The sequence below is a fragment of the Flavobacterium chilense genome, assembly GCF_001602525.1.
Taxonomy (GTDB): domain Bacteria; phylum Bacteroidota; class Bacteroidia; order Flavobacteriales; family Flavobacteriaceae; genus Flavobacterium; species Flavobacterium chilense.
The window spans coordinates 306,793-330,807 of sequence record NZ_LSYT01000006.1; the positions used below are offsets into that span (position 1 = coordinate 306,793).

The following is a 24,015-nucleotide window of genomic DNA, read 5'->3' on the forward strand; positions in this document are numbered from 1 at the left end:
GAATTTTCTAACGCCTTAATTACTGTTCCATAGTATCACAGTGATATTCTTTTTTCTCTTTTCTTGTAGGCTGTTGTGTGTTCATTCCTTTGTTTTTTTCCTGTAACATTTGTCCAATCAGCAAACTTCTTTCTTTAGCAATAGCGTTTTGTTTTTCGGCATCTTTTTCGATATCAAAATACACTACACCATCAATAATAGTTTTTTCAGCTTTGGCATAAATAGACAAAGGATTTTCGCTCCAAAGCACTACATTCGCATCTTTACCTACTTTAAGAGATCCTACTTTATCATCAATATGTAATAATTTAGCAGGGTTAAGGGTTACAAATTTCCATGCATCTTCTTCAGAAATATTTCCGTATTTAACTGCTTTTGCAGCTTCCTGATTTAATCTTCTTGACATTTCGGCGTCATCAGAATTGTAAGCAACCACCAATCCTTCATTGTGCATAATTGGTCCGTTAAACGGAATAGCATCATTTACTTCAAATTTATAAGCCCACCAGTCAGAGAAAGTCGAAGCTCCAACGCCATGTTCTTTCATTTTATCGGCTACTTTATAACCTTCAAGAATGTGTGTAAAAGTATTTACTCTGAAATTGAATTTCTCTGCAACATTCATTAACATTAAAATCTCAGATTCTACATAAGAGTGACAAGTAATGAAACGCTCTTTGTTGATGATTTCAGCCAGGGTTTGTAATTCCAAATCCACTCTTGGTGCTTTTCCTTTTTTAGAAGCAGCGTTGAATTTTTTCCAGCTTTCGTCATATTCTTTGGCACGTTGAAAATAATCTGTGAAAACCTGTTCAACACCCATTCTCGTTTGGGGAAAACGTGTTGGATTATCAATTCCCCAATTGGCTTGTTTTACGTTTTCTCCCAAAGCAAATTTGATAAACTTAGGCTGGTTTTTGTATAACATTTCATCCGGAGAAGATCCCCATTTCCATTTTACAATCGCAGAACGTCCACCAATAGGATTAGCAGATCCGTGTAATAATTGAGAAATTGTTACACCTCCTGCAAGATCTCTGTAGATATTAATGTCTTCAGAGTTTACAACATCCTGAATTGTAACTTCGGCAGTAGAGTTATGACCGCTTTCGTTTACACCTCTTGAAATCGCAATATGTGAGTGTTCATCGATGATTCCGCTTGTAATATGTTTTCCTTTTGCATCAATAACAGTTGCAGATGCATCTGAAAGATTTTTACCTACAGCAGCAATTTTTCCGTTTTTAATTAAAACATCAGTTTCAGTTAAAACCCCTTCTTTTTCATTCGTCCAAACAGTAGCATTTTTAAATAATAAAGTTTGAGCCGTTAATTTTTTTGTATCACCAAAAGCAACGTTAGGGAAAGTTGTTGGAATAATAACATTTGGTTTATCTGCTTTAGCTGAATCTTTTACAGCTACAAATGCACTGGTTTTTAAGGCTGTCCATACCAATTCGTCTCCGTTTGATAACACGGCTTTACCGGATAAATTTCCAGGGTTTTCTATAAATCCTGTTAAGCGGCTATAGTTTGATTTGATGGTATCTGCAGGTTTAATTAAAAGTGAAATCCAGTTTTTAGAAACAGAAAAAGTATTTTTTAACTTTTTAGCATCAGCTGTTGTGATTTCAGATTTTGGAGCATCAACCGTTCCGTCAATTTTCCATTTATAAACATCTTTTCCAACAGTTAAGTCGTAATTACCACGAATATCTTTTGCATTTACATCATTCACTACATATTTTGTTCCCTGAACCCAGTTTTCGTATAAAACCGTTTTCTCGTCAAAAACTTCACCAGATGTAATGATAAAATTGGCATAACTGCCAGTTTTTAAACTTCCAACTTCATTGCTTTTTCCTAAAATAGCAGCCGGAATTGTAGTTAAAGCTTCTAAAGCTTTTGTTTTATCAAAACCATATTTGATGGCTTTCAGTAAATTAGGTTTAAAATCTTCGGTCTTTTTTAATTTATCAGTAGTCAAAGCAAAAACGATTCCGTTGTCTGAAAGCACTTTTAGGTTCGTTGGTGCCTGATTCCAGAAACGCATATCAGCCAATTCAATTTGATTGGACAAATACGGATTAGAAACATCATAAGCTTCAGGGAAACTTATCGGAATGATATATTTTGCATTTGTATTTTTGATTTCTTCGATTCTTTCGAACTCATTTCCGCTACCTTTTAAAACATAGCTTAAACCAAATTCTTTAGCGATTTTGGCAGCTCTTAAACTGTTTAATTTATCTTCGGTAGCAAAAATCTGAACTAATTTTTCATTGTTTGCCAAAGCCTCTAATGATAAATCTTTAGTTTCAGAATTTCCTTTTTTGTACCAGTCTAAATCCAGATACATTTGGCGTAACAAAGCCATCATACCCATCAAAGAGCTTGGATAAGCCTGATTTGTTAAAGCACTTCTTGTAAAAGCAAAGTGATTGGTTACTTTATTGGCGATAATTTGTTTGTTGTTTTCGGTATTATTCAGCGCTACTAAAATTCCCGTTCCCTGAGCAATTCCGTCAGGAATGTGTGTACCTACAACACCAAAACCTGCTTTAAGCAATTCTTCGGCTTTAGGCTGGTCGTATTTAAAAGTTTCATAAGTGTTTACTTCCGGGCGTACACTTTCGTTCCAGTAATAACCCACTCTTTTTGTGTCATACAATGGGTTACGATCACGTCCGCGAGTGATGTTGGCTTTTGGTTTTTCAACTCCAAAACTAGTGTAGATGTCAATAAATGAAGGATAAATAGTTTTTCCTGCAAGATCGACAGTGATACTGTTTTTAGGAATTGTAACATTGTTTCCAACAGCAACAACTTTTCCGTCCTGGATTAGTAAAGTTCCTTTTTCAATTTTTTGAGTTGGAGTTACGTAAATAGTGGCATTGGTAAAAACAGTGTAGTTCTTGCTTTTGTTCTGCACACTTTCATTAATTGGGAAATAATCTTGAGCATACGTTTTTGTTAAAAAAACACTCAAAAAGAGTAGTAGTAAGGCTTTTTTCATAGTTAATTTGCAATTTTGTTGCTAAAAATATGAAATATATGTTATGTAAGTTTTATTTTTCTGAATGTTTTTTCTTTATTTATATAAAATTTTAATTAAACCGTTGATAAGTAGGACTTCCACAGTATGATAAAAAAAAATAATACAATAAAATGGGGCATTATTGGTCTGGGAAATATTGCCGGTCAATTTGCCAATGATTTATTACTGACAGAAGATGCTGAATTAGTAGCAGTTGCTTCGCGAAATAAGGATAAAGCAACTGAATTTGCAAAAAAATACGATTGCGCTAAAACATATGATTCTTATGATGATTTGTTTGCAGATGATCAGGTTGCTATTGTATATATTGCAACACCGCATAATTCTCATGCTGATTTATCGATTAAAGCAATGCAAAGCGGTAAACATGTTTTATGCGAAAAGCCCATGGCATTATCGTATTCTGATGCTTTTCGTATGATTGAAGCTTCAAAAAAATATAAAGTCTTTTTTATGGAAGCCTTCTGGACGCGTTTCATACCCTCTGTTCAGGATGCTCTGGAAAAGATAAATCAGGGAATCATTGGCAATGTAAAATATGTAAAAGCCGATTTTGCCTTTACAGCAAATGAAAACGAGGGAGGAAGACTTTTTGATAAAAATCTGGGCGGTGGTGCTTTGTTTGATATTGGAGTATATCCGTTGTTTTTGTCTTATATTTTGCTTGGAATTCCGGAAGAAATCTTATCCAAATCGGTTAGTCATGAAAACGGAATCGATCTTCAGACTTCTATGGTATTGCAGTATAAATCGGCACAAGCAGTTTTGCATGCTTCGATAGTTTCAGAGTCTGATATGAAAGCGACCATAAGCGGAACAAAAGGAGTAATTGTACTTAATTCGCCATGGTTTGTCGCCAATGGATATTCTTTGCTGAAAGATGATCAGGAAACAACTTTTAGTTTTCCAACCTTAGGGAAAGGTTACACACATGAAGCTATAGAATGCCACAATTGTATCAGAAATCAACAAATTGAAAGTAAACTTTGGTCACATCAGAATAGTCTGGATTTAAGTAAAATTGTGAATGAAATTAAAAATCAAATTGGATTAGAATTTTAATGAATAAAGTTTAGAGTAAAAAAGTATAGTTTGTAATTCCTGTTCTCAAAAAGAGAAAACAAACTAATTCTGCCATTGATTCTGGAATTCCATTAAATTTGCAAATTAAGAGTGAGAGATTCAGAAAAGATCTTACTTAAAGAAAATATATTATTTGTAGCTTAAAATCTGTCTGAACCTGAGGCTATTTTTTTGCATAAAATTTATACACTTTCAGATGAAAAAGATATTTTAAAACCAATTCATCTTGAAAATAGTATTTTACTACAATTATTTAGAATCATGGAAAAAGCTATTGAAACATATTTGAATTCTTTAAGATCCTTTTGTCCGGAGCTGACAGATCAGGAGCTTGATCTATTTGTTTCAAAACTGACTTTCGTCGAATTAAAAAAGAAAGATTATTTTCTTAAAGCAGGTACCCTTCAGAACGCAATAGGATTTATTGCGAAAGGATTAGTTCGTTCTTCTTACATCGACTTTAACGGAACCGAAATAACAGTCGGGTTTTATGCAGAAGAAGATTATGCCACACATTATCCGGCATTTATTACTCAAAAGCCCAGCAATTATTCGATTCAATGTCTTGAACCAACCATTTTTGCGTGTCTTTCCTATGAAGATATTCAATGGATGTATCAACAATCTCCTAATATCGAAAGATATGGTCGTCTCGTTGCTGAAGAAATTTTAAAAAGACAGCAGGAACGAATCGAAAGTTTCATTTTTCAAACTGCAGAGGAACGATATCTTCATTTTATGAAGAATCATTCAGCATTATTCAACAGGATTTCTCTTTCCCATCTTTGCAGTTTTCTGGGTATTGAAAGACAATCTCTTACCCGTATTCGTCAAAAATTAGCGCATAAATAGTTTTTGACACATTTGTGTCAGGTTGCACTTCTTTTTCTTTGGCAATTTTGCAGTATAAAATTAATCACTGCAATGATTTGCATTTTAAAACAACTTAAAAATTAATAAAAGTTGAATTAAAATGTCTCTTGCTAAAAAAGAAAAAATCATGATACATCAAAAAAAATTGAGCTCAACATCAGCTCATTACAATTCAGAAAAAGGCTTTAAAATCCATCTTTTAGTTTTCTTATTGACAACACCAATTATTTGGTTAATCTGGTATTTAACAGACAGAACATACATCTGGCCGCTTTGGTCTACACCTGCCTGGATGACGGGAGTTATCTTTCATTGTCTTGGAGTATATTCTTTTAAAAATTCTAAAAACAAGAAATAATGGAAACTCAGGGAAAAACATTCAGACGTATTGTGACAGGTCACGATTCTGACGGTAAAGCAATTATCATAAATGATGCTCCTCCAGTAAATGCACATTTGGTAGGAGGACAAGGTGGACCAACATTTTTCGAGGTTTGGCATACAGTAGAAACTCCTGTTTTAATACATCCACAACCCGATGAAACCGATGAAGTCAATTTAATCCTGCCACCGCCTAAAAACGGAACAAGAATCAGGGTCATAGAATTTCCGCCTGAAGGTGACGAAATAAGAAATTTAACGGAAAAAGAAGCGGGCGAAAAATTCAAATTGATGGGAGACGAAAAGGCTTCAACTTCATCAGGAGGAGCTCCTCATCCATTGATGCACCGTACAGAAACTTTAGATTACGGGATTGTTCTGGAAGGAGAAATCACGATGATTCTGGATAAAGAAGAAACGACAATCCATTCCGGAGATATTGTAATTCAGACAGGAACAAATCATGCCTGGGCAAACAGATCAGGGAAAAATTGCCGAATGGCATTTGTACTGATTGACGGGCAGTTTACAAATAATTTTAATCTGAAAAACTAAATATTATGCGTTTAAAGCCACTACCTCCGGAAAATTTAAATTCAGAGTTACGCTTTGTGCATGACGAAATTTCAAATCTTATCACAAAAAGTCAGGGACAAGCATCCATGATTAATAGTGAAGGAGCTTTATTAGGGCCATTTCCGGCAATGCTGCACTTTCCACAATTTGGAATCCCGGCTTTGAGCTTTATCAGAACTCTTGACACATTTGCAACATTAGATAAAAAAGTTCGTGAAGTCGCAATTTTAACAGTCGGAAGCACCTTTGGAGCCCGATTTGAGTTGTATGTCTACGAAATTATGGCAGAAGCATTTGGCTTTTCTAAAAATATTGTGGCATCACTTTCGGCAGGGATTCGCCCGGAAGGATTGAGTGAACAGGAGTCTATCGCTTATGATATTGCATACACTTTGACTCATGGAAAAATTGTTTCCAATTCAGGATATAATCATGCAGTACATGTTTTAGGAAAAGAAGCCGTCGGAGAACTTTTTTTTCTAATTGGAAGTTACAGCTTTATCGCTATGATTTTAAATGGATTTGATGTTTCAGCTCCCGAAGTACACAATATGAAATAATCATTTAAAATCTATTACCAATTAGAAATGAGTATTTCAGTTAATTCGATTAAAAAAATAAAATAAATACCACTTAACTTCTTCGATTATAAAAAAGTAACCTATGAAAGCATTAGTAATTGGAGCTACAGGAGCCACGGGAAAAGACTTGATAAATGTATTATTAAACGATCCGGAATATACCGAAATTGTAGCTTTTGTACGGAAAACAAGTAATACGAATCATTTTAAATTAAAAGAAATTTTAACTGATTTTGAAAATTTAGAAAGCATAACTGAATTTATCAATGGAGATGTTTTGTTTTCATGTCTTGGTACAACTTCAAAAATGGCCGGATCGCAAGCAAATCAATGGCATATTGATTATGAAATCCCATTGAATTTTGCAAAAATTGCCAGAAAAAGGGATATTTTACGTACCGTACTTCTCTCAGCCTATGGCGCTTCAGTAAACAGCAAAGTCGTTTATTCTAAAATAAAGGGCAAACTGGAAGAAGATATCGAAAAGCTTTCCTTCAATCAGTATATTATTTTCAGACCGGCAAGTTTATTACGGAAAGAAACAGATCGCAGAGACGAACGTATTATTATTTCTGTTTTAAAAATGCTAAATAGTTTTGGTATATTGAAAAAATTCAGTCCTTTACCAACAGACATTCTTGCTGAAAAGCTCGCTAAATCTCCTAAAACCCTTCCAAATAGAAAGTGTATCGTAGAACTGGAAAATATTTTGGACTTCTAATTTTGTATTAAAAATCAAATTGAATTAAACCTTTCTTAATTCAATTTGATTATTTTTTTAGAGTAGACTTTTGCTATTTTTTAAATTAATAAAAATCACAATAGTAAAGCCATTCTCCGGTTTTTTTGTTTTTGGCAAAATAGAAATTGCCATTATCTATAATGTTTAAATGTGCTTTTTCATCAGAAGAAATCTGAAATACAAATTCAAAATCTTCTCCATAATCAATTCCTGACTGGCAATAACTTGCATATCCTCCAATTTTATGACCATAGCTGTTTTCAAAAAAATCGTAATAAGAGCCAATAGTGCCGGAGTCTTCCAGTTCAAGTATTTTGTCTGTGATTTCATCTGAAACTCCTGAAGCATCTTCCCAAACAGGAAAGTCTTCTTCGATTAATTGGGGTGATAATGGAAATGGTTTTATAAATGAGGTATTGTTCTCTAAATCTTTAATAACAATTTGATCTGTGTTCTTATATTCCCGTAAAACCCAATTATTTCCATTTGGAGTTAAATCCATTGGGAAATCCTCAGCAATAAATACAGTAATGATTTTGGTTTCCTGTAGAATTTCAGGAACAAAAGGCAGTTGATCAAAACACAACTGAAAGAGAGGAAGCATCTGGTTTCCGTTATTGTCTAAAGGAATTTCTTCATCTTGATGATATAAATATACTCTCCCAATCCAGCTTTCAGTAATAGAATTTTCCGGTTTGAATCCACCTGTGATAAATTCAGTTGCTTTTTTTGCAAGCTTGATTTTTATGTTTTGAATGTCCTCCATTGTCTAGTTTACTTATTATTAAAATCTTATAAAAGAGATAATTTTATAAAATGTTAAAGTAATAAAATATTTACAAAAATAATTTTTTTTTCTCACAAATTAGATACTTTTACTTTTCAATAAAGACCAAATATGTTAGTAAAAGTTTACGGAAGTGCCGTTTTTGGAGTGGAAGCAACGACTATTACAGTCGAAATGGCAATTATAGACTAGTTGGTATTAAAATAATCAAAATAGGATTTTGAAATGATAATCACGGTCGGGTCGATAATTTAATTACTAAGATGATTTGTATTAAAATATTAATACATTTGACTTTGATAAAAATAATGGATTTGTAAGACTAAAATTTTCTAAGATGATTAAAAAGACAACAGTATTATTAATGTTAATCATATGTTTTTATTCTTGTGGTAAACAAGAAAAAAGCAACATAACTACAGAACCAAAATATGAGTATGACCCGAATTCAGAACAATACTCAAAAAGTTCTTCCGATACTGTAGTTCAATATGAAAATACAAATGTTGAAAAAGTAGAACTTACACCTGATGAACAATTTGAAGTGTATCATTATATTTACTCAAATGGAATTGTTACTAAGGCAGAAGTGAATGTACTCTTTGTTGATGGTAAAAAAGATGAATTACAAATAATTATTGATACACCTGATGGTCAAAGTGTGGAAATTAACCTTGTTCATCCAGTAAGCTTAGGTATAATAAAAGGTATGGATAGCTACGTATACACCTCCACGTCTGACAATAATAAAGAAGTTAATGTGTACTTTCACAATGGACGTAAAATGATGGGTATGACCTTAGGTAATCAAAGTGTTGTTTTTATGAATACTCGAAATTATAAAGAGTAAAATCTGATTTTTGAATTTTAATACATACTAATATTGTTTCACTATGAATAATGAAGAAATAACACACGAGTTGCTACTTAAATTTAAAGGAATTAAAATGGGTGCTAAAATCCCTTTAGCAGAACAGATAAAAGATATTGTTGGTGACCCAAAGTTCGATACTACGGAAGCAATTCAATATATCGAAGATAGTGGTTACTTTGTTTTTTTAAACTCAAATGTAGTAACTTTAAGTGACGATGGATTTGAATATGCTAATAGAATGCACTAATGTTGAATTGTTAACTTTGAATTATAAATGAAATAACCATATATCGAAATTTCATATATGGTTATTTTGGTTTATGCTACCTTATGGTTGGGTACGAATCCATTTGTACTTAGTACTTTTTCATTTGTTACATTAGTATAATCACTCGCATCGTTAAAAAAATCCGTATGGTAAACATAATCATTCACATAGTTTGGTAGTGTTATGTTGTAGTTAAGTACATCCTCATACTCCATAATGATTGCATCGTGAAACCTATAGTTTTTGATTGGCAGTATACTAGAATAGTTATCTATTAGTTTCTTTTCGTTTCGGGTCATAACTTCATAGAATGAACCTTTAGGAACTTGTGCTGTTAACTTGCTTAATTCTTTTGACTTCATCTCTCCATAGCCAGCATCCAAATATATTTCGTACGCTTTAGTAAGTGTTAACTTATGATTGTTTAAGCAAGAGTTGTACATTTTCTTTGCTTCATTCCTTGTTATGTTTCGTTTGTTCATTAAGTTTTTATACACATCCATTGCGAGCCCTGTATTTAAAATGCTATCTACAATTTGCGGATTAGCACTAGTTAAGTCAACACTAAGATACTTAATCGGAACGATACATCTAAATGCACTTGGTAGCTGTGTTATTGAATGGTACTCTCTGTTTTTAACTTCTTTGACAACTTCATTCTTACCACCTGACCACAGGAATAACAAAGCGTGAACCATCTTTTTAACTAGGTGTTCTTTGGTGTTTGTATTGGTTAATGTTTCGCCACTATCTAACGTTTTGTATCTATTCTTAATCACATTATTTAGCCAAATTATTTCAGTATCATTAAGTACTACTTTTGCATCCTTTATTTGTTTAACTATATGGGTAGTTGTTGTACGTATGCGGTTCTTCTTGTCGGATGTATTTGCGTTATAAATGTCCTCATCATAAAAGTATTTATAGATTAGTATTTCGCGTTCAATGTTGGTCGGCAGTGTTCCTTTTTTGGCTTTATGCACCGCATACAACAAATACCATTCTTTGATTAACAACCAACTACCACTTAGCTTTTCATTGTATTTTTCTTGCTTATGTAGGCTTTCTGCTTTACGTTGTTGTACGTCCGTTAGTTGTTCATATAAGTATGTAGTAGGATGGTTAACTCTTAAAAACAAGTTGAAAGAACCATACAGTTCATTTGCCTTTAATCGCTTATTGTCTAGCATACTAACTAAATTAGTATCACTTTTTTTGATTAAGATGCTTGTTAAGTACTCAAGTGCTAGACTAGTCGTAAACGATGGATTGTCTTTGTATGTTAAGTTCTTTTTGATTGTTAGATAACTATACACCAAACTCTTTTCATCTAGTTGTAGTAGGTTTTTAATTCTTTCTTGAAATAGTGTCGTAGTGCTTTGTATAACGATGTCATTAACATAAGTATTGTCATATTCAACAACCTCAAAGTTGTTACTTTTAAGTGTCTTAACCATAAGACTTGGCGTGTACTGTACATAGTCATTCGCAACTTGGATTGCTTCGGCTCTACATTGAGAACGGTTAACGTATAAGGCGTTTAAACTGTAACCTGTATTTTGTTCTAAGTTCTCGGTTGCTTCGTTAATGCTCCTTTCCGCAATTGCTATTGCTTTGTTTACATCGTTAAGTGTAGTTACTATGTTAGGTTGATTTTTGAATGCTCTAGCGTTAATGTATAGTGCATTGTGAATGTTGGCACGTCCACGTCCGTACGCTTGCATCAGGTTGTTAATGTTAATCTTGTTTTGTGGCATTAGTTCCTCGCTAACAAATATCATACTGCAATCTACGTCGATGTCAAAACCCGCATAGTATGAACTACTAACTATCAGTACTTGTGTATCACTTGCAAAGTTAATACCATCTTGACCACGTTCGAATGGTGCTAGTTTTACCTTTAGTGTTTCGCCTGTTAAGTTATGTACTTTTAAATCCTTGAATGATTTATGATAACGACTATTGTTTGTGAACAACACAACCATACGACCCTGAGCCACCTCGTCATAGATAAATGGTTTTACATCGTTAATATCATATGAGTAGGCTAGTTTTTTCTTTGGTTGGTCGGCACGTTCAATCTTGTAAATGTCAATATTGATATTTTTAGGTATGTCAAATAGATTGTAGTTTGGTGTTGCAGTACTTAACTTAAATTTGGCTATCCATTCGTTGAATATGATTTCCATTAACTGACCTACACTATCTCGGAACGTTGCATCAGTTGTATAAACATGAAACTCATCTACAAATACATTGAAAGTGCGTAGCTTGTCATATAGTTCTTTGTTGGTGTTTCTTATTATACAAATCTGGTCGGGTGTGGTGTTAATGATTAAGTTGTTATTGTCTTCATTATCTAAATAATCGCCAACGTCTTTCCATTTGTCCTTTGAACTTGCATAAATGAATACTTGTCGGTCGCTAGTGTATTGTTTGCCCTCTTTGCCTTTAATCATTCCTACGTTTGGCGATATGATTAAGCAGTGCGATTCTGTGTAGTTAAGTAGTGCAGTTGTTCCACCAACACCCGTACTACCTTTTATTATGTATGTGTTTCTTTCGAAATTTGTTATTAACTCTTTAGCTGTTCCGCTTACATATTTTGAATTAAATTTAATTGTTTTAACATTCTCTAACACCTTTATATTTGGTATTTATGACTTAACTAACAATTTGACTTTTTAGAAAAAAGAAGTATATTTGTTAATAGGTAATTAAGTCTTTTGCTCATTGTTGTTAGCTACTACTAACAAGATTTAAAATCAGTAAATGAACATTATTTTATAGGTATCTCAAACCCAATATTGAAGAGTGTAACAAGTAGTTACGCTCTTTTTGTTTTTAGTTTAAAGCGATGTAATCAATGTAAACTTTCCTAATCCTACGCATCGCTAAACATCTTGTTTGCTTTATTCCGTTGTACTTATCACTACTTGTACTTGGTAGTTGGTGGACTGTATCTAACCAATAATCCTTGTACATTCTTAATGCGTTATTGTAGTCATAAAAGATGTTTAGAAATGCTAAGAATAGCATTGCATCTTTACGCTCCTGTAGTGTTAATGTTGTAGGTTCTACACTTAGACCCCATTTCTTTTTTGGTTCACTCATTTTGATTTTAAATTTTTTTCCTTTCGTTATATTACAATTATACTCACGATAGAAAAAAAATCAAGTGAATTCAATTTTTTTAACATAATTTAATATTTTTGTTACGTTCATAACATTTTGTTACGGTGTGTTGTAAGCGATTTTTGAGTCGTCTGTGAGGGCGATGTGATAATTTGACCTCAGCGTACGGATACTTAAAGCGTTGCTAAGTACTGTAATTGCTAGGTTATTCAAAAAATAATGATAACGTCCTGACGAGATGTGTATAAAGAAAAACTGTCAGGACGGCAACAAAAAAAGGAAAGGAGCAAGTACCAACTCGGCTATCGTTTGCTTTTCGTTAGCCCCCGCCCCCCTAGGTTAAGAATTTAAGTTTTGGTTGGTCGAGTTACCCGCTAGTTATATGTGTACATCGGGGGGGGGGGCGTATATGTACACTCGTATAGGTTCGGTAAAATTTCGGATAGATTTTGGCTGTTTATTGTTCCTTTTTGTTCTTCTCGGGATGTACATTTGCCTGTAAAAGCAATTGTTATTTTAAGAGAATCACGGTTAATAGTATTAAAAAAGTAGTTTATAATGGATGGTCGTACAAACAAAGTGTAGAAAATGCTTTCGAAATTCAAGATAGGTAAAATTGCTACTTAGTTGTTAATCAATAGTATCTAAAAACTTTTGTTAACTCTATAAAAGAAGAACAAGCACGTATAAAAAAAACAAAAGTCTAAATCCTATTTTTGTTTATTCAATTACATAGTTCATTTAAAAGTGTATGTATTTAGGGTGGTTGTAAAAATACAGTTCAACACCTAGTTAATCCATTATTTAATGTGTTATTTTTTGACCGCAAAAAAAGTATACTTTATTTGCATACATCATATTAATAATTTAGCTTTGCTCTGTTCAACAAAACAAGATACAATTATGCAATGTCGTTATATTAGAATCTCTAGCGGTACACAAAACACCATAAGACAAGAAAAGCAAAAATCTAATGAAAAGGTTTACATCGATGTTATTAGCGGTGCTGTTGCTTTTAATGAACGTCCGCAAGCTAGTGAACTAGTTAAGGATATTGAAGCGGGTTTAGTAACAACTTTGAATGTAGAAAGTATTGATAGAATTGGAAGAGATGCATATAATATACAAACGGTTATTAACTACCTAAATTCTAAAGGTGTTAATTTGAAAGTTGATAATCTTGGTATTGAATCATTTGTTAATGGTAAACCTAACCCAATATTTAAAATGATAACAGATGTACTAGCTAACGTTTCTGAATTAACTAGAAATAATATAAAGGAAGCTCAGGCACAAGGCATCAAAATTGCAGTGGCACAAGGTAAATTTAAAGGTCGTGTTAAAGGTTCGGGTGCTAGTGATAGTGAAGTGTTAGAAAAGTACAAAGTAGTTGTTAAAACACTTAATAATCATTCCGATTTATCTCTGAGGAAAGTAGCTAGCATAAGTAATGTTAGTTTGGCTACTGTACAAAAAGTTAAACGAATCTTAGATAATCAGTAATTAATTATCATACATAATTAATAAAAGCTACCACATGGTAGCCTTTATTGTTTAATGTCATTGTATTAGTTCTAAATATTTATAACCATTGCAACCAAAACAAATACCATTTAAGTAGTAATGGTATTCATCCATATAACCACTTCCATTACATTTAGGACATTTTGTTAGATTAAGTTGTTCTGTCATAGATTCATCACTATAAACGGGAATTTTATTTTTGTCGTGTGTATCTTGGTGGCAAGTACTGCAAAGTGTTATTAATGCATCGTCATTATATTGCCAAGCTCTACAGGTTTGTATATAGTATTTATGGTGAACGTGTAAAATTACAGGTTTATCGGCAGGTTTTAATTCGTATTCAAGATTCTCTGTGTATTCAGGAATTGGCAAACCTAATGCATTTGCAATACTTTCTATGGTTGGTAACAAATCATCATAAGCTTTTCGCATACTAATTTTCTGTTCCTTTTCTTCTTGTTCTGTACTTTCCCTGCAATGAATTCTATTTTTTACTATGGTTGGCACTTCAAGACAGTTAGTGCAAATATTGCTATCACGTTTCAGTATTGTTAAACGTTTTTTTTGCCATTCCAAAGAAGATAATTCATCTTCATACGTTATTTTTTCACCCAAATTTAATTTTTCTTCAACAATGAAATTGAATGGCTTTAAGTTCATATTTAAATTTTTAGCCTAGTTGCCTTTTAATAGTCTTTTGTCTTCATCAGTAAGTGTTCCATCCCTTAATTTATCAATTACAATATCCTTTCTTGAAAATAATTTATCAAGTTCGTCTTTCGTTACATTTGGCTTTAAGTATTTGTAATAGGTAGTTACGCCAAGTGTTTGTTTATTTTTAAACTCGTCATCAAATTTGATAATACTTCTAATTGGTTCTCCTTTCGCACCAATAATACTCTTACCGTCATCACTTAACTTGTATTTTGGTTTACCGTCTATCATTTCTTTTTCAACTATCTCACATTTTTCTTGTACAGTAAGTCTTTTTAGGTCGGTACTGTCAGTTTGTATAGCGTCTTGCTTGTACTTAACTCCATACTCTTTTTCAAAATCCTTAATGTATTCTTTGTGAGTAGCTTCTAGGTTTGCTTTCTCATCTTTGATTTTCTTTTCTAGTTCCTTGCGTGCTTCTTTTGCTTCCTCTTCATTTTCAATATCTGCAATATCTTGCTTTAATTTAGCTTCTGTATCTGCTATTAATTTAGCAATTCTTTTTTCCTTTGGTGTTAATGCCTTTGTAGTTTCAGTAGTTTCCATATCTTATTATTGTTTCTTTTTTTATTGTAATTTTAATAGAATATTTGAAAGTCTTAATTCTAAATCATTTAAAGTTTCTTCGTCATTATTTGGATTTGTCTTAGCAAGTTTTATTGTCATCAAACTAGAATTTATAGAATGACTTAAGTTATTGCTATCTACTTTTGATTCAAAATCTCTTTCAATTGATTCTACATTTTCTATTAATATCTCGATACTTTCTTTACTCATTTTATTTTATTTTTTGGTTATTTAACAAAGATTAATAATTATTTTCATTATTTCCAAATTATAAATCACATTCATTAATATATAATCGATTTTCTCTTGGTATGTTGTAGAACTTTAGTATAGGTATTAATCCCGTAGTATCTTTTGACTGTTCTACCAAATACTCAAACTCTTCTTTTATGTCTTGTATCTCGGTCGTGAGTATGTTGTTCTTATAGGTTGGGTCGTTGATAAGATGAAGTGCTGAAAGATATTTGTATGTTTTCTCATTTCGACCACCATACTTACGAACACCATTTGCAAATACAAATAATTTTAGTCTTTGATTGGTGTAAGGTACACCGTTAATCTTAATGGTTAGGTTTGCCAATATATAGCCGTTTCCTAAATCATTAATAACTATTCCTTGTACGAACTGTTTGAATATATTTTTTAACTCGTGTCGGTTGTGTTGTGCTTTGACTATCATATCTCTACTTGTTGCTTCGATATTGAAGTTTTGGATAGTTGTTGTCTTTGAAAAAATATCTTTCGTTAAAAGTCCAATTTTGTTCTTTATCAAATCAATCTGAGTTAATATATCATTTTCCAACTTTGTATATAAACTAAAATTTGGGTTTGCCGAAAGTGTCATAGTTGTTAAAAGGTTTTCAAGTTGTTTCTGTTTTGCAGTTAATTCCTTTTCCTCATTTTTAAGTAGCTGTTCATTTTGCTTTAGTTCTTTTTTAATTTGGTTTAACATTTCGTTTGGGTTCTCTAGCGTTTTTAATAATGCATCACTATTAAGGATTAAACTGTAAATAATGGTTTCGATTAAGCTAATGTTAATACTTCTATTTTTACATCTTTTTTTAAGACTTGAAGTGCATCGATAAACGGCATCGCCACCAAGTACATAACGCCCCATATAAACACGTCCGCAACACCCACAACGAATAAGGTCTTTAAGTAGATATTCGTGTTTGGTTAATATATTTCTTGTGTTCTTTGTTTTAAGTAATTCGTTACAAAAGTCAAACACCTCAACACTTACTATTGGTTCAACTTTTATTATTTCATCTTTATACTTTCGCTCACCTTTGTAAATTGGGTTAATTAATATTTGTCGTACTACTACATCAGTCCATTTGATTTCATTGCCCTCAATAGTTGGTATTGATTTATTGTAGTTATATACTTTGTTTGGGTTTCTTTTTGCGTGTGTGGTTGGCACTTGCATAGTATTAAGAGTTTGCGCTATTATACGTGTTCCGATTCCACTTTGATAACTTTCAAATATTTGTTCAATGATTAACCTTTCATCTCCATCAATAATAACATAACCGTTTGAATCGCTTGTATAACCGTATGGTTGTACGCTATTGGATGTTTTCCCTTCCCTTGCTCGCTTCATTTTACCGCTTGCCATCCTTGTTTTCATTTGTTCACTTTCCAAATCACTGAACTCCATTAGCACCTGTAATATGATGCTAACAATGATGTTTCTTTTCCCGCTGTTATCGATTGTAGCTTGTTTTATACTATCAATCCATAACGGTATGTTTAACTCGGTTAGCTTGTCAATTATCTCACGTGTATTTTTTGGATTCCGACCTACACGGCTTATCTCTGTACAGTAGATAATTTTGTATGTTTGCGGTTCATTTTCGACTGTGGTTAACAACCGAATCATTTCGGGACGTTCCTTTTGGTATCCGCTGACCATTTCCGCAAATACATCTATTTGCTCGTTAGTGTATCCGTGTTGTAAGGCGATTCTTGTAAGGTCTTGTATTTGCCTTTCATAAGATTGCTTACCGTCAGCAGTTGAAACCCTTGCGTATATTGCCACTTTGTCCATTTTGTACAGTTTTTAGAATATTGCAAATATATACCTACTAGTTTAAAATAACAAATGAGGTACATATGGATAAAGGTATTGGTTATCATTTAGTTGGATTGCCTGATAATGCGATAAAAGAAAGCAGTTACCGAATTGCTGCTGCATTAAAAAACAACGGATTAAGTTTACCCGGAAAAAAAATCACGATTAATATGGCTCCGGCTGATCTTCGCAAAGAAGGTTCTGCTTATGATCTCACTCTGGCAATGGGAATTTTAGTCGCTTCAGATCAGATTAAAGCGCCCAAAATCGAAGAATATATCATTATGGGAGAACTTTCGCTTGACGGAAGTTTGCAGCCTATTCGCGGTGCATTACCCATTGCAATAAAAGCAAAAGAAGAAGGTTACAAAGGATTTTTTCTTCCTGTTCAAAATGTAAAAGAAGCTGCTATTGTAACAGGATTAGACGTATATGGAGTTACAAATTTGCAGGAAGTAATTGAATTTTTTGCCGGAAAAGGAACACTTGAACCTACAGTTATTGATACCAGAGCCGAGTTTTATAAAACACTGGATTTTCCTGAATTTGATTTTTCAGATGTTAGAGGACAGGAAAGTATAAAACGTTGTATGGAAATTGCCGCTGCCGGAGGTCACAATATTATTCTGATTGGTCCGCCCGGAGCCGGAAAAACAATGCTGGCCAAACGTGTACCCAGTATTTTACCGCCTATGACTTTGCGTGAAGCCTTAGAAACGACTAAAATTCATAGTGTTGCCGGTAAACTGAAAGAAGTAGGATTAATGAATCAGCGTCCTTTTAGAAGTCCGCATCACACAATATCGAATGTGGCACTTGTAGGCGGAGGAAGTTATCCGCAGCCGGGCGAAATCTCGATGGCACATAATGGTGTTTTATTTCTGGACGAATTACCGGAGTTTAAACGAGATGTTCTCGAAGTAATGCGACAACCGCTGGAAGATCGTGAAGTAACCATTTCGCGTGCTAAATTTACGGTAACTTATCCTTCGTCGTTTATGCTGGTGGCAAGTATGAATCCAAGTCCGAGTGGTTTTTTTAACGACCCGAGCATGCCCAATACTTCATCACCACACGAAATGCAGCGTTATTTAAGCAAGATTTCAGGACCATTATTGGATAGAATTGATATTCATATTGAAGTAACGCCGGTTCCGTTTGAGAAATTAGCCGATGACCGAAAGGCAGAAAGCAGTGTAGAAATTCGTAAGAGAGTTACTGCTGCACGCGAGATTCAGACGAAACGATTTGAGAACATAGAAAATGTACACTATAATGCACAAATGAGCAGTAAATTAATCCGCGAATATTGTGTACTCGACGAACAATCCAAAGAACTGTTAAAAACGGCTATGGAGCGACTGAATCTTTCTGCACGTGCCTACGATCGAATTTTGAAAGTTGCCCGTACAATAGCAGATTTAGATGATGCACCAAGCGTAATTTCGCAACATATTGCAGAAGCTATTCAGTACAGAAGCCTGGATCGTGACGGCTGGTTAGGGTAATAATTCTAAATTTAATTAGTGACTCTAAGCTAATTTTTAAGCTCATTGAATCTGAAATATTAGTATATTGGAAAAATATATCACCCAAAATAATTTTGCACAAATAAAAATTTATGGACTTAAAGACATTAACAGAAAAAGTGGTAATGGTATCAGATCAGTATGAGAAAAACTGTAATATAAAAAGAGATGAGGATTGGTATATTTTAAAATTACATGAAGAGATAGGGGAGTTGACTCAAAATTATCTTTCCTACACACTTAGAGGACGAAACAGAAATCTAACGCAAGACGAATTAAAAAAGAATATGTCAAATGAACTGGCAGATGTTCTTGGGCAAATTTTATTGTTTGCGAATCATCATAACATTGATCTTGAAAAATCTATGGAAGATAAATGGTTTTCCTATTTAAAATCCCGATAATAATCGGGATTTTTTCTGTTAAGCTTATTCAAATTTTAGACTTGCATTTTTTGACATGAGATAAGAAGTAAGTTTTTTTATTTTACCCTTTTCCATTTCAAAAACATCACAAAATACGGCATCTAAAGTATTACCGTTTTTCATTTTTCCCTGTACAGTGCCTTCGGCAATTACAATATCGTCTTCTTCTACCAGTTTTATAATCTGGATTGTAGGACTTCCAACAAAATTGTCATTTTCGATTTCCTTGTCAAAAGCTTCTTTACCAATATGCTGATAAATCCCGGGCATTTCCCAAACAATATCATCAGTCAGGCAATCCAGGATTCTTTTATGATCACTTACCTGAAAAGCGTTCATATATTCGTATACGGTTTGTTTATTTGGTGTCATAATTATTTTTTAAGAATGATTACGAAATTTTTTGAGTTTTATAAATTTAAGAATTTAAATTATTTTTTAATCAAAATATTGATCTTTAGTTGATTAAATTTTTTGAAGTTGAAATTAAAAAATCAATTACAGATTTTTAGACACATTCCAAAAACTCATTTTTCGTCGTGTAACAAAACCTAATTTTTCATAGAGTTTTATAGCTCCCAAATTGCTTTCAACAACATGTAAAAACGGAGTTTTGTCCTGATCGAATATTCTGTTCACTACATGTGTAATCAATTGTTTGGCATAACCTTTTCCGGTATGGTCCGGATGAGTAATAATAGCACTTACTTCTGTATAATGATCCATTTTCATTCGTTCGCCTGTAATCGCAACTAACTGATTGTCCTTGAAAATTCCGAAATAATCTCCCAGTAATACGGTTTTGTTTTTAAAATATCCGGGCTGAACCAGATTAACAAGATTCAGTAATTCTTCATAATGCTGATCTGTTAGTTTTACAATCTCAGTTTCGATTTCCAGTCGAATTTTTTCATCAATAACCATTTGAAGACAAACTAATTCCTTAACTATTTTTAAGGAATCAGTTAATTCAGGTCTTTCACCAACAATAAAGAAATTTTCGGTTAATGCTGCATATTTAATTGTGGCTTCTTTAGTGGTTTCGGGATGTATAAAACCTCCAAATGGACCATAATCAGGATGGTAAAATAGAGTTCCGTTATAATCAACTGCAAATGCTTTATGAGTTTCTAACAACGAATTCCAAACCGGATTGTTTAATTTGTGTTCTTCTGTAATTTTCATTTCCAAATCTGTTGTGTGCTTTATTCCTTAATTGGGTAAAAGAATTTAAAAGAGTTTGCAGTTGCCGGATGCAAAATCGTACCGTGATTTTCAAGAGGGAAATAATCAAAATACACTTTTATGTTTTTGCTTTTGGTAGCTTTGATTTTTTCTGCAAGCAAATTAGCGTCTACTTCCATAACTCTCGGAATCTGTGTAGGTGTAAGTCCTTCTTTTCCAACGGCAATATAAATATCCGTTTGCTGACTGAAATTTTCCTGAAAAATTGCACTGTCAAGATTTAATATTGAGCCATTATTCCACCAGATACTTGGACTCACGATAACATATTTATTAAAAAGAGTTGGCTTTTTCAGTAGGATTTCAGTTTCTAATAATCCGCCTAAAGATTGTCCAATAATGGTTTTAGAATTTGTTGTTTTGTATTTTTTATCAATAAAGGGCTGTAATTCATTTTCGATAAAAGCGATAAACTTATCAGAATGCCCTGTTGTTGGAAATCTGGTTTTATCATTTTCAACAGTTGTTGGAAAGGTAAAATCTCTTCTTCGGTCTACAGTTGCAATTCCTACCACAATTGATTTCGGAACCTGATTGATCCATTCAAAACTATTAAATTGTACTAAACCTGCTATATGTATAAAATCTTCATTGGCAGAACCATCCAACAAATAAATTACAGGATATTTGGTTGCATCTTCGGCTTTATAGCCTTCAGGAAGGTAAATGTTCAGGATTCTTTTTTCGCCCAGTTCTTTCGATTGAATTTCATCGATAACACCCAGGACAAAAGGTTTTGTGGTTTCGGTCGATTTTGATTTATTAGTCTGGCTAAAAAGCAGAGCAGAAGTAAAAAGCAATAAACTAAGTGTGATAATTTTATTCATTTTTGGGTATTTAATAAGCTGTAAAGGCCTTTTTTATTGGGGTTAAACGAGGATTTATTTATAACGAAAATACGAATTAAATCTGAAAAAAAATCCCGCCTTATCTGAGGCGGGATGGTATAAATAAAATTGAAAAGATGTATTAGGCTCTTGAAGCAAAAACCTTGTCCAGACCTTCCAGAGCCATTGTAAATCCTTCTTTGAAGCCCATTTCTATTATTTTTTCTATATCGGCTAAATTATCATGTCTAATCGCAATATCAACAACCGTAAGATCTCCTTGTTCAGAGAAGCTTACATCCCAGTCAGAACGTGGAAAATCTTTATTTATATTTCCCTGACTGTCTGCAAAAGCGTCCAGGTATTTAAAATTTGATTTTGGAGTTATCGAAGTAAAATCAGCCAGAGCCCAGTGTTCTTCGCCTTCTGGTCCCACCATAGCATAAAGTCTTTGTCCGCCTTCTTTAAAATCCATGTTTTTTGTTTTAGATTTCCATGGAGCAGGAGCCCACCATTGATCCAGTATTTCAGCTTCTGTCCAGGCTGACCACACATGATCCAGCGAAGCATTAAATTCACGTTTTACATTTACAGTTTTGTTTTCCTTATCTACAGAAAAATTCATTAAAAGGTTAGATTTCATATTATTAGATTTTAGGTTTATTACTATTTGAATTTATTTATCGAATTGTATTTTATTTTCTTGCTTCAAAAATTTTATCGAGACTTTTCATCGTAACTGTAATTCCTTCTTTAAAGCCCATTTCAATTAATTTTTCTAACTCAGACAAGCTGTCTCGTTTAATTGCAATATCAACAAATGTCGAATTATCCTCTTCAGAGAAAGAGACACTCCAGTACGAACTTGCAAATTCTGAATTTGGATTCCCTTCTGAATCACAAAAAGTAGAAGCGTATTTAAAATTTGTTTTTGGAGAAATCGAAGTATAATCAAAAGAACTCCAGCGTTTTTCGCCTTCCAGACCAACCATAGCGTACAATCTTCGTCCGCCTTCCTTAAATTCCATACTTTTTGTCTGAGACTTAAATGGGGCAGGAGCCCACCATTGGTCTAATATTTCAGCTTCTGTCCAGGCTGACCAAACATCTGACAAAGAAGCATTAAACTCACGTTTTATGTTTACCGTTTTGTTTTCTTTATCAACAGTAAAATTCATTAAAAGATTAGATTCCATTTTCTTTAGATTTTAAATTCATTAATACTTGATCCAGTTGGCTGAAACGGCTTTCCCAAATTTTCTTGAATTGTTCAAGCCATTCGTCTACTTCTTTCATTTTTTCGATTTTGAGCTGATAGTAAATTTCTCTGCCCAATTTTTTTTCGTCCAGTAATTCACATTCATTTAAAATTTTAATGTGTTTAGAAACAGCTTGTCTGGTCGTATTAAATTGCTCAGCAATAACATTAGGCGTTAATGCATTGGTCGCAACCAAAACTAAAATTGCTCTTCGGGTCGGATCGGCAATTGCCTGAAAAATATCTCTTTTCATTTTTTTAAATATGAATTACGCAACTAATCAGTTGCAAATATACGCAACTTTTTGGTTGCGCAATAAATTTTTATGATTTTTTTTAACTTAAAAGAAAAAAGACGCATTTTAGGTGCGTCTTTTATAAATTGGATATGTATTATTTATGATGTTTGAATCAATAAAAGGAAAAATTAAATTTTTATAATTTTAAAAGTTTGTACAGCTTTGTTGACTGAAATTTTTGCGATATAGGTTCCTGGCACTACTTGTGACATATCAATTTGGTCGCTACTTGCATTTATATTTTTATTAATTATTTCCTGACCGAGAACATTGAATATTTTTATGTTTTCAATATTGTTTTGGTAATTTAAATTTAAAATATTTGTCACAGGATTTGGATAAACAGTAAGTTCTGCTAAGTTGAAAGTTGGTGTGCTTAAAGTTTTTGGTTTCCATGAAAATGTAGTACCCAATGTTGGTTTAATAGTTGACTGATTTGTAGAACAAGTATAACTAACACTTTTTCCAGCAACTGTAGAGTTCCAACTATTGTTTCCAGCGGTTGTTCTGATATTATAATCAGTACTATCAGTACCACCTAATCCAACTTGACAAGACGAACCAGAGTAAGTAAATTGCATGGATCCATAAACAACATCGACTATATTTGACGTTTCATGTAATATAATTTGAAAATCAAAACTAGAGTCAGTAGGTGAGTAGTATCTATAATTTTCCCATTGTACAACCAATGAACGATTAGGTGCGACTCCAATGGTTGCAATTCTTAAACTTGAATTCAAGGTTGGTATGTTTTGATTAATGACCCCGCTTAGATCAGCATGTAATCCAGCAATTCTGTTTCTTAAATAAGGAGGATTTGAAGTATAAGTAGATGATAAGATAGAATACAAGTGCGTGCTTGGAGTCGTTCCCATATCAACTGAAGGAGTAAGTGAACTTTGTCCAAATGAAATCCAACCGTTAGTTGAAACTCCTACTCTGTCAAAAACAATTCCGTTAAAAGTAAAATCAAAGCCTATAGGGAATCCTGGTCCGGTTTGTACTGAACCACCAAGAGCTGAACCTACAAAATAATAATCTTCATTTCTAGTAACTCCTAAAATAGTACCAGTTTTAATTGATGTATAAGTACCAACACTTTGAGAAAACTCATAAGAACTAACTTGTGCAGTAGTTTTAAAAAAAGAAAGAGCTAATAATAAGCTAAAAGTAATTTTTTTCATATATGTAT

General features: G+C 33.1%; 25 protein-coding genes. 11 read left to right on the forward strand and 14 right to left on the reverse strand.

What is annotated here, in order from left to right; genetic code table 11:
- Positions 1–19: 19 nt before the first annotated feature.
- The gene (locus tag A4F88_RS15210) at positions 20–3,016 is read right to left on the reverse strand and encodes an amidohydrolase family protein (RefSeq protein ID WP_068843496.1); all 2,997 of its coding nucleotides are present in this window, start codon (positions 3,014–3,016) and stop codon (positions 20–22) included.
- Positions 3,017–3,142: 126 nt separating this feature from the next.
- Between A4F88_RS15210 and A4F88_RS15215 the strand changes: the two genes are divergently transcribed.
- The 6 genes from A4F88_RS15215 (at position 3,143) to A4F88_RS15240 (ending at position 7,273) form a co-directional block, all read left to right on the forward strand.
- Entirely contained in the window at positions 3,143–4,120 is a 978-nt protein-coding gene (locus A4F88_RS15215) for a Gfo/Idh/MocA family protein (RefSeq protein ID WP_068843497.1), read from the forward strand.
- 192 nt (positions 4,121–4,312) lie between these two features.
- The gene (locus tag A4F88_RS15220; protein ID WP_209442830.1) at positions 4,313–4,993 is read left to right on the forward strand and encodes a Crp/Fnr family transcriptional regulator; all 681 of its coding nucleotides are present in this window, start codon (positions 4,313–4,315) and stop codon (positions 4,991–4,993) included.
- A 148-nt stretch (positions 4,994–5,141) separates the two neighbouring features.
- Positions 5,142–5,372 (forward strand): 2TM domain-containing protein, encoded by a 231-nt coding sequence (locus tag A4F88_RS15225; protein WP_162268798.1) that lies wholly within the window; start codon positions 5,142–5,144, stop codon positions 5,370–5,372.
- On the forward strand, positions 5,372–5,950 hold the full coding sequence (locus tag A4F88_RS15230) for a cupin domain-containing protein (protein ID WP_068843499.1): 579 nt from the start codon (positions 5,372–5,374) through the stop codon (positions 5,948–5,950). The genes A4F88_RS15225 and A4F88_RS15230 overlap by 1 nt, the downstream gene beginning before the upstream one ends.
- Positions 5,951–5,955: 5 nt before the next feature.
- Positions 5,956–6,531 carry a carboxymuconolactone decarboxylase family protein gene (locus A4F88_RS15235; protein ID WP_068843500.1) on the forward strand — a complete coding sequence of 192 codons (576 nt, stop codon included), beginning with the start codon at positions 5,956–5,958 and terminating at the stop codon, positions 6,529–6,531.
- Between the two features lie 103 nt (positions 6,532–6,634).
- Positions 6,635–7,273, forward strand: coding sequence for an NAD(P)H-binding protein (locus A4F88_RS15240; RefSeq protein ID WP_068843501.1), 639 nt, complete (start codon positions 6,635–6,637; stop codon positions 7,271–7,273).
- 85 nt (positions 7,274–7,358) lie between these two features.
- On the opposite strand, the gene A4F88_RS15245 is transcribed toward A4F88_RS15240, so the two are convergent.
- Positions 7,359–8,060 carry a DUF1963 domain-containing protein gene (locus tag A4F88_RS15245; RefSeq protein ID WP_068843502.1) on the reverse strand — a complete coding sequence of 234 codons (702 nt, stop codon included), beginning with the start codon at positions 8,058–8,060 and terminating at the stop codon, positions 7,359–7,361.
- A gap of 358 nt (positions 8,061–8,418) precedes the next feature.
- On the opposite strand from A4F88_RS15245, the gene A4F88_RS15250 reads away from it, so the two are divergent.
- Together A4F88_RS15250 and A4F88_RS15255 are read left to right on the forward strand one after the other, a co-directional pair.
- On the forward strand, positions 8,419–8,931 hold the full coding sequence (locus A4F88_RS15250; protein WP_068843503.1) for a hypothetical protein: 513 nt from the start codon (positions 8,419–8,421) through the stop codon (positions 8,929–8,931).
- 43 nt (positions 8,932–8,974) lie between these two features.
- On the forward strand, positions 8,975–9,202 hold the full coding sequence (locus A4F88_RS15255; RefSeq protein ID WP_068843504.1) for a hypothetical protein: 228 nt from the start codon (positions 8,975–8,977) through the stop codon (positions 9,200–9,202).
- Between the two features lie 71 nt (positions 9,203–9,273).
- On the opposite strand, the gene A4F88_RS15260 is transcribed toward A4F88_RS15255, so the two are convergent.
- Positions 9,274–11,865 (reverse strand): hypothetical protein, encoded by a 2,592-nt coding sequence (locus tag A4F88_RS15260; protein ID WP_068843505.1) that lies wholly within the window; start codon positions 11,863–11,865, stop codon positions 9,274–9,276.
- Positions 11,866–13,177: 1,312 nt separating this feature from the next.
- Here A4F88_RS15260 and A4F88_RS15270 point away from each other — a divergent pair.
- Positions 13,178–13,861 carry a recombinase family protein gene (locus tag A4F88_RS15270; protein WP_245179135.1) on the forward strand — a complete coding sequence of 228 codons (684 nt, stop codon included), beginning with the start codon at positions 13,178–13,180 and terminating at the stop codon, positions 13,859–13,861.
- A gap of 57 nt (positions 13,862–13,918) precedes the next feature.
- On the opposite strand, the gene A4F88_RS15275 is transcribed toward A4F88_RS15270, so the two are convergent.
- Genes A4F88_RS15275 through A4F88_RS15290 form a run of 4 tightly spaced genes read right to left on the reverse strand, consistent with a single transcriptional unit; the run spans position 13,919 to position 17,213 of the window.
- Positions 13,919–14,542 (reverse strand): hypothetical protein, encoded by a 624-nt coding sequence (locus A4F88_RS15275; RefSeq protein ID WP_068843508.1) that lies wholly within the window; start codon positions 14,540–14,542, stop codon positions 13,919–13,921.
- 15 nt (positions 14,543–14,557) lie between these two features.
- Entirely contained in the window at positions 14,558–15,142 is a 585-nt protein-coding gene (locus A4F88_RS15280) for a hypothetical protein (protein ID WP_068843509.1), read from the reverse strand.
- 21 nt (positions 15,143–15,163) lie between these two features.
- Positions 15,164–15,373: a hypothetical protein gene (locus A4F88_RS15285; protein ID WP_068843510.1), complete on the reverse strand. Its 210-nt coding sequence runs from the start codon at positions 15,371–15,373 to the stop codon at positions 15,164–15,166.
- A 58-nt stretch (positions 15,374–15,431) separates the two neighbouring features.
- On the reverse strand, positions 15,432–17,213 hold the full coding sequence (locus A4F88_RS15290) for a recombinase family protein (protein WP_068843511.1): 1,782 nt from the start codon (positions 17,211–17,213) through the stop codon (positions 15,432–15,434).
- A 47-nt stretch (positions 17,214–17,260) separates the two neighbouring features.
- On the opposite strand from A4F88_RS15290, the gene A4F88_RS15295 reads away from it, so the two are divergent.
- Complete coding sequence (locus A4F88_RS15295) at positions 17,261–18,745, forward strand: YifB family Mg chelatase-like AAA ATPase (protein WP_068843512.1); 1,485 nt, start codon at positions 17,261–17,263, stop codon at positions 18,743–18,745.
- A 113-nt stretch (positions 18,746–18,858) separates the two neighbouring features.
- A complete protein-coding gene (locus A4F88_RS15300; protein ID WP_068843513.1) occupies positions 18,859–19,170 on the forward strand; it encodes a MazG nucleotide pyrophosphohydrolase domain-containing protein in 312 nt (103 codons plus the stop codon).
- 24 nt (positions 19,171–19,194) lie between these two features.
- On the opposite strand, the gene A4F88_RS15305 is transcribed toward A4F88_RS15300, so the two are convergent.
- The 7 genes from A4F88_RS15305 to A4F88_RS15335 form a co-directional block, all read right to left on the reverse strand.
- Positions 19,195–19,563 (reverse strand): nuclear transport factor 2 family protein, encoded by a 369-nt coding sequence (locus A4F88_RS15305; RefSeq protein ID WP_068843514.1) that lies wholly within the window; start codon positions 19,561–19,563, stop codon positions 19,195–19,197.
- Between the two features lie 126 nt (positions 19,564–19,689).
- The gene (locus A4F88_RS15310) at positions 19,690–20,376 is read right to left on the reverse strand and encodes a GNAT family N-acetyltransferase (protein WP_068843515.1); all 687 of its coding nucleotides are present in this window, start codon (positions 20,374–20,376) and stop codon (positions 19,690–19,692) included.
- Between the two features lie 20 nt (positions 20,377–20,396).
- Positions 20,397–21,263, reverse strand: a complete 867-nt coding sequence (locus A4F88_RS15315; RefSeq protein ID WP_068843516.1) for an alpha/beta hydrolase — start codon at positions 21,261–21,263, stop codon at positions 20,397–20,399.
- A gap of 142 nt (positions 21,264–21,405) precedes the next feature.
- On the reverse strand, positions 21,406–21,906 hold the full coding sequence (locus A4F88_RS15320; protein WP_068843517.1) for an SRPBCC family protein: 501 nt from the start codon (positions 21,904–21,906) through the stop codon (positions 21,406–21,408).
- A gap of 52 nt (positions 21,907–21,958) precedes the next feature.
- A complete protein-coding gene (locus A4F88_RS15325; RefSeq protein WP_068843518.1) occupies positions 21,959–22,459 on the reverse strand; it encodes an SRPBCC family protein in 501 nt (166 codons plus the stop codon).
- A complete protein-coding gene (locus A4F88_RS15330; protein ID WP_068843519.1) occupies positions 22,449–22,775 on the reverse strand; it encodes an ArsR/SmtB family transcription factor in 327 nt (108 codons plus the stop codon). Before A4F88_RS15330 ends, A4F88_RS15325 begins: the two co-directional genes overlap by 11 nt.
- A 173-nt stretch (positions 22,776–22,948) precedes the next feature.
- A complete protein-coding gene (locus A4F88_RS15335; RefSeq protein WP_068843520.1) occupies positions 22,949–24,007 on the reverse strand; it encodes a T9SS type A sorting domain-containing protein in 1,059 nt (352 codons plus the stop codon).
- Between the last annotated feature and the right edge of the window lie 8 nt (positions 24,008–24,015).

Excerpts from the sequence above, each read along its gene's own strand:
- A4F88_RS15310 (WP_068843515.1), bottom strand. The coding sequence starts at position 20,376 with ATGAAAATTACAGAAGAACACAAATTAAACAATCCGGTTTGGAATTCG.
- A4F88_RS15215 (WP_068843497.1), top strand. The coding sequence starts at position 3,143 with ATGATAAAAAAAAATAATACAATAAAATGGGGCATTATTGGTCTGGGA.
- A4F88_RS15305 (WP_068843514.1), bottom strand. The coding sequence starts at position 19,563 with ATGACACCAAATAAACAAACCGTATACGAATATATGAACGCTTTTCAG.
- A4F88_RS15290 (WP_068843511.1), bottom strand. The coding sequence starts at position 17,213 with ATGGACAAAGTGGCAATATACGCAAGGGTTTCAACTGCTGACGGTAAG.
- A4F88_RS15320 (WP_068843517.1), bottom strand. The coding sequence starts at position 21,906 with ATGAAATCTAACCTTTTAATGAATTTTTCTGTAGATAAGGAAAACAAA.
- A4F88_RS15280 (WP_068843509.1), bottom strand. The coding sequence starts at position 15,142 with ATGGAAACTACTGAAACTACAAAGGCATTAACACCAAAGGAAAAAAGA.
- A4F88_RS15235 (WP_068843500.1), top strand. The coding sequence starts at position 5,956 with ATGCGTTTAAAGCCACTACCTCCGGAAAATTTAAATTCAGAGTTACGC.
- A4F88_RS15240 (WP_068843501.1), top strand. The coding sequence starts at position 6,635 with ATGAAAGCATTAGTAATTGGAGCTACAGGAGCCACGGGAAAAGACTTG.
- A4F88_RS15210 (WP_068843496.1), bottom strand. The coding sequence starts at position 3,016 with ATGAAAAAAGCCTTACTACTACTCTTTTTGAGTGTTTTTTTAACAAAA.
- A4F88_RS15325 (WP_068843518.1), bottom strand. The coding sequence starts at position 22,459 with ATGGAATCTAATCTTTTAATGAATTTTACTGTTGATAAAGAAAACAAA.
- A4F88_RS15335 (WP_068843520.1), bottom strand. The coding sequence starts at position 24,007 with ATGAAAAAAATTACTTTTAGCTTATTATTAGCTCTTTCTTTTTTTAAA.
- A4F88_RS15315 (WP_068843516.1), bottom strand. The coding sequence starts at position 21,263 with ATGAATAAAATTATCACACTTAGTTTATTGCTTTTTACTTCTGCTCTG.
- A4F88_RS15275 (WP_068843508.1), bottom strand. The coding sequence starts at position 14,542 with ATGAACTTAAAGCCATTCAATTTCATTGTTGAAGAAAAATTAAATTTG.
- A4F88_RS15285 (WP_068843510.1), bottom strand. The coding sequence starts at position 15,373 with ATGAGTAAAGAAAGTATCGAGATATTAATAGAAAATGTAGAATCAATT.
- A4F88_RS15230 (WP_068843499.1), top strand. The coding sequence starts at position 5,372 with ATGGAAACTCAGGGAAAAACATTCAGACGTATTGTGACAGGTCACGAT.
- A4F88_RS15245 (WP_068843502.1), bottom strand. The coding sequence starts at position 8,060 with ATGGAGGACATTCAAAACATAAAAATCAAGCTTGCAAAAAAAGCAACT.
- A4F88_RS15225 (WP_162268798.1), top strand. The coding sequence starts at position 5,142 with ATGATACATCAAAAAAAATTGAGCTCAACATCAGCTCATTACAATTCA.
- A4F88_RS15255 (WP_068843504.1), top strand. The coding sequence starts at position 8,975 with ATGAATAATGAAGAAATAACACACGAGTTGCTACTTAAATTTAAAGGA.
- A4F88_RS15300 (WP_068843513.1), top strand. The coding sequence starts at position 18,859 with ATGGACTTAAAGACATTAACAGAAAAAGTGGTAATGGTATCAGATCAG.
- A4F88_RS15330 (WP_068843519.1), bottom strand. The coding sequence starts at position 22,775 with ATGAAAAGAGATATTTTTCAGGCAATTGCCGATCCGACCCGAAGAGCA.
- A4F88_RS15250 (WP_068843503.1), top strand. The coding sequence starts at position 8,419 with ATGATTAAAAAGACAACAGTATTATTAATGTTAATCATATGTTTTTAT.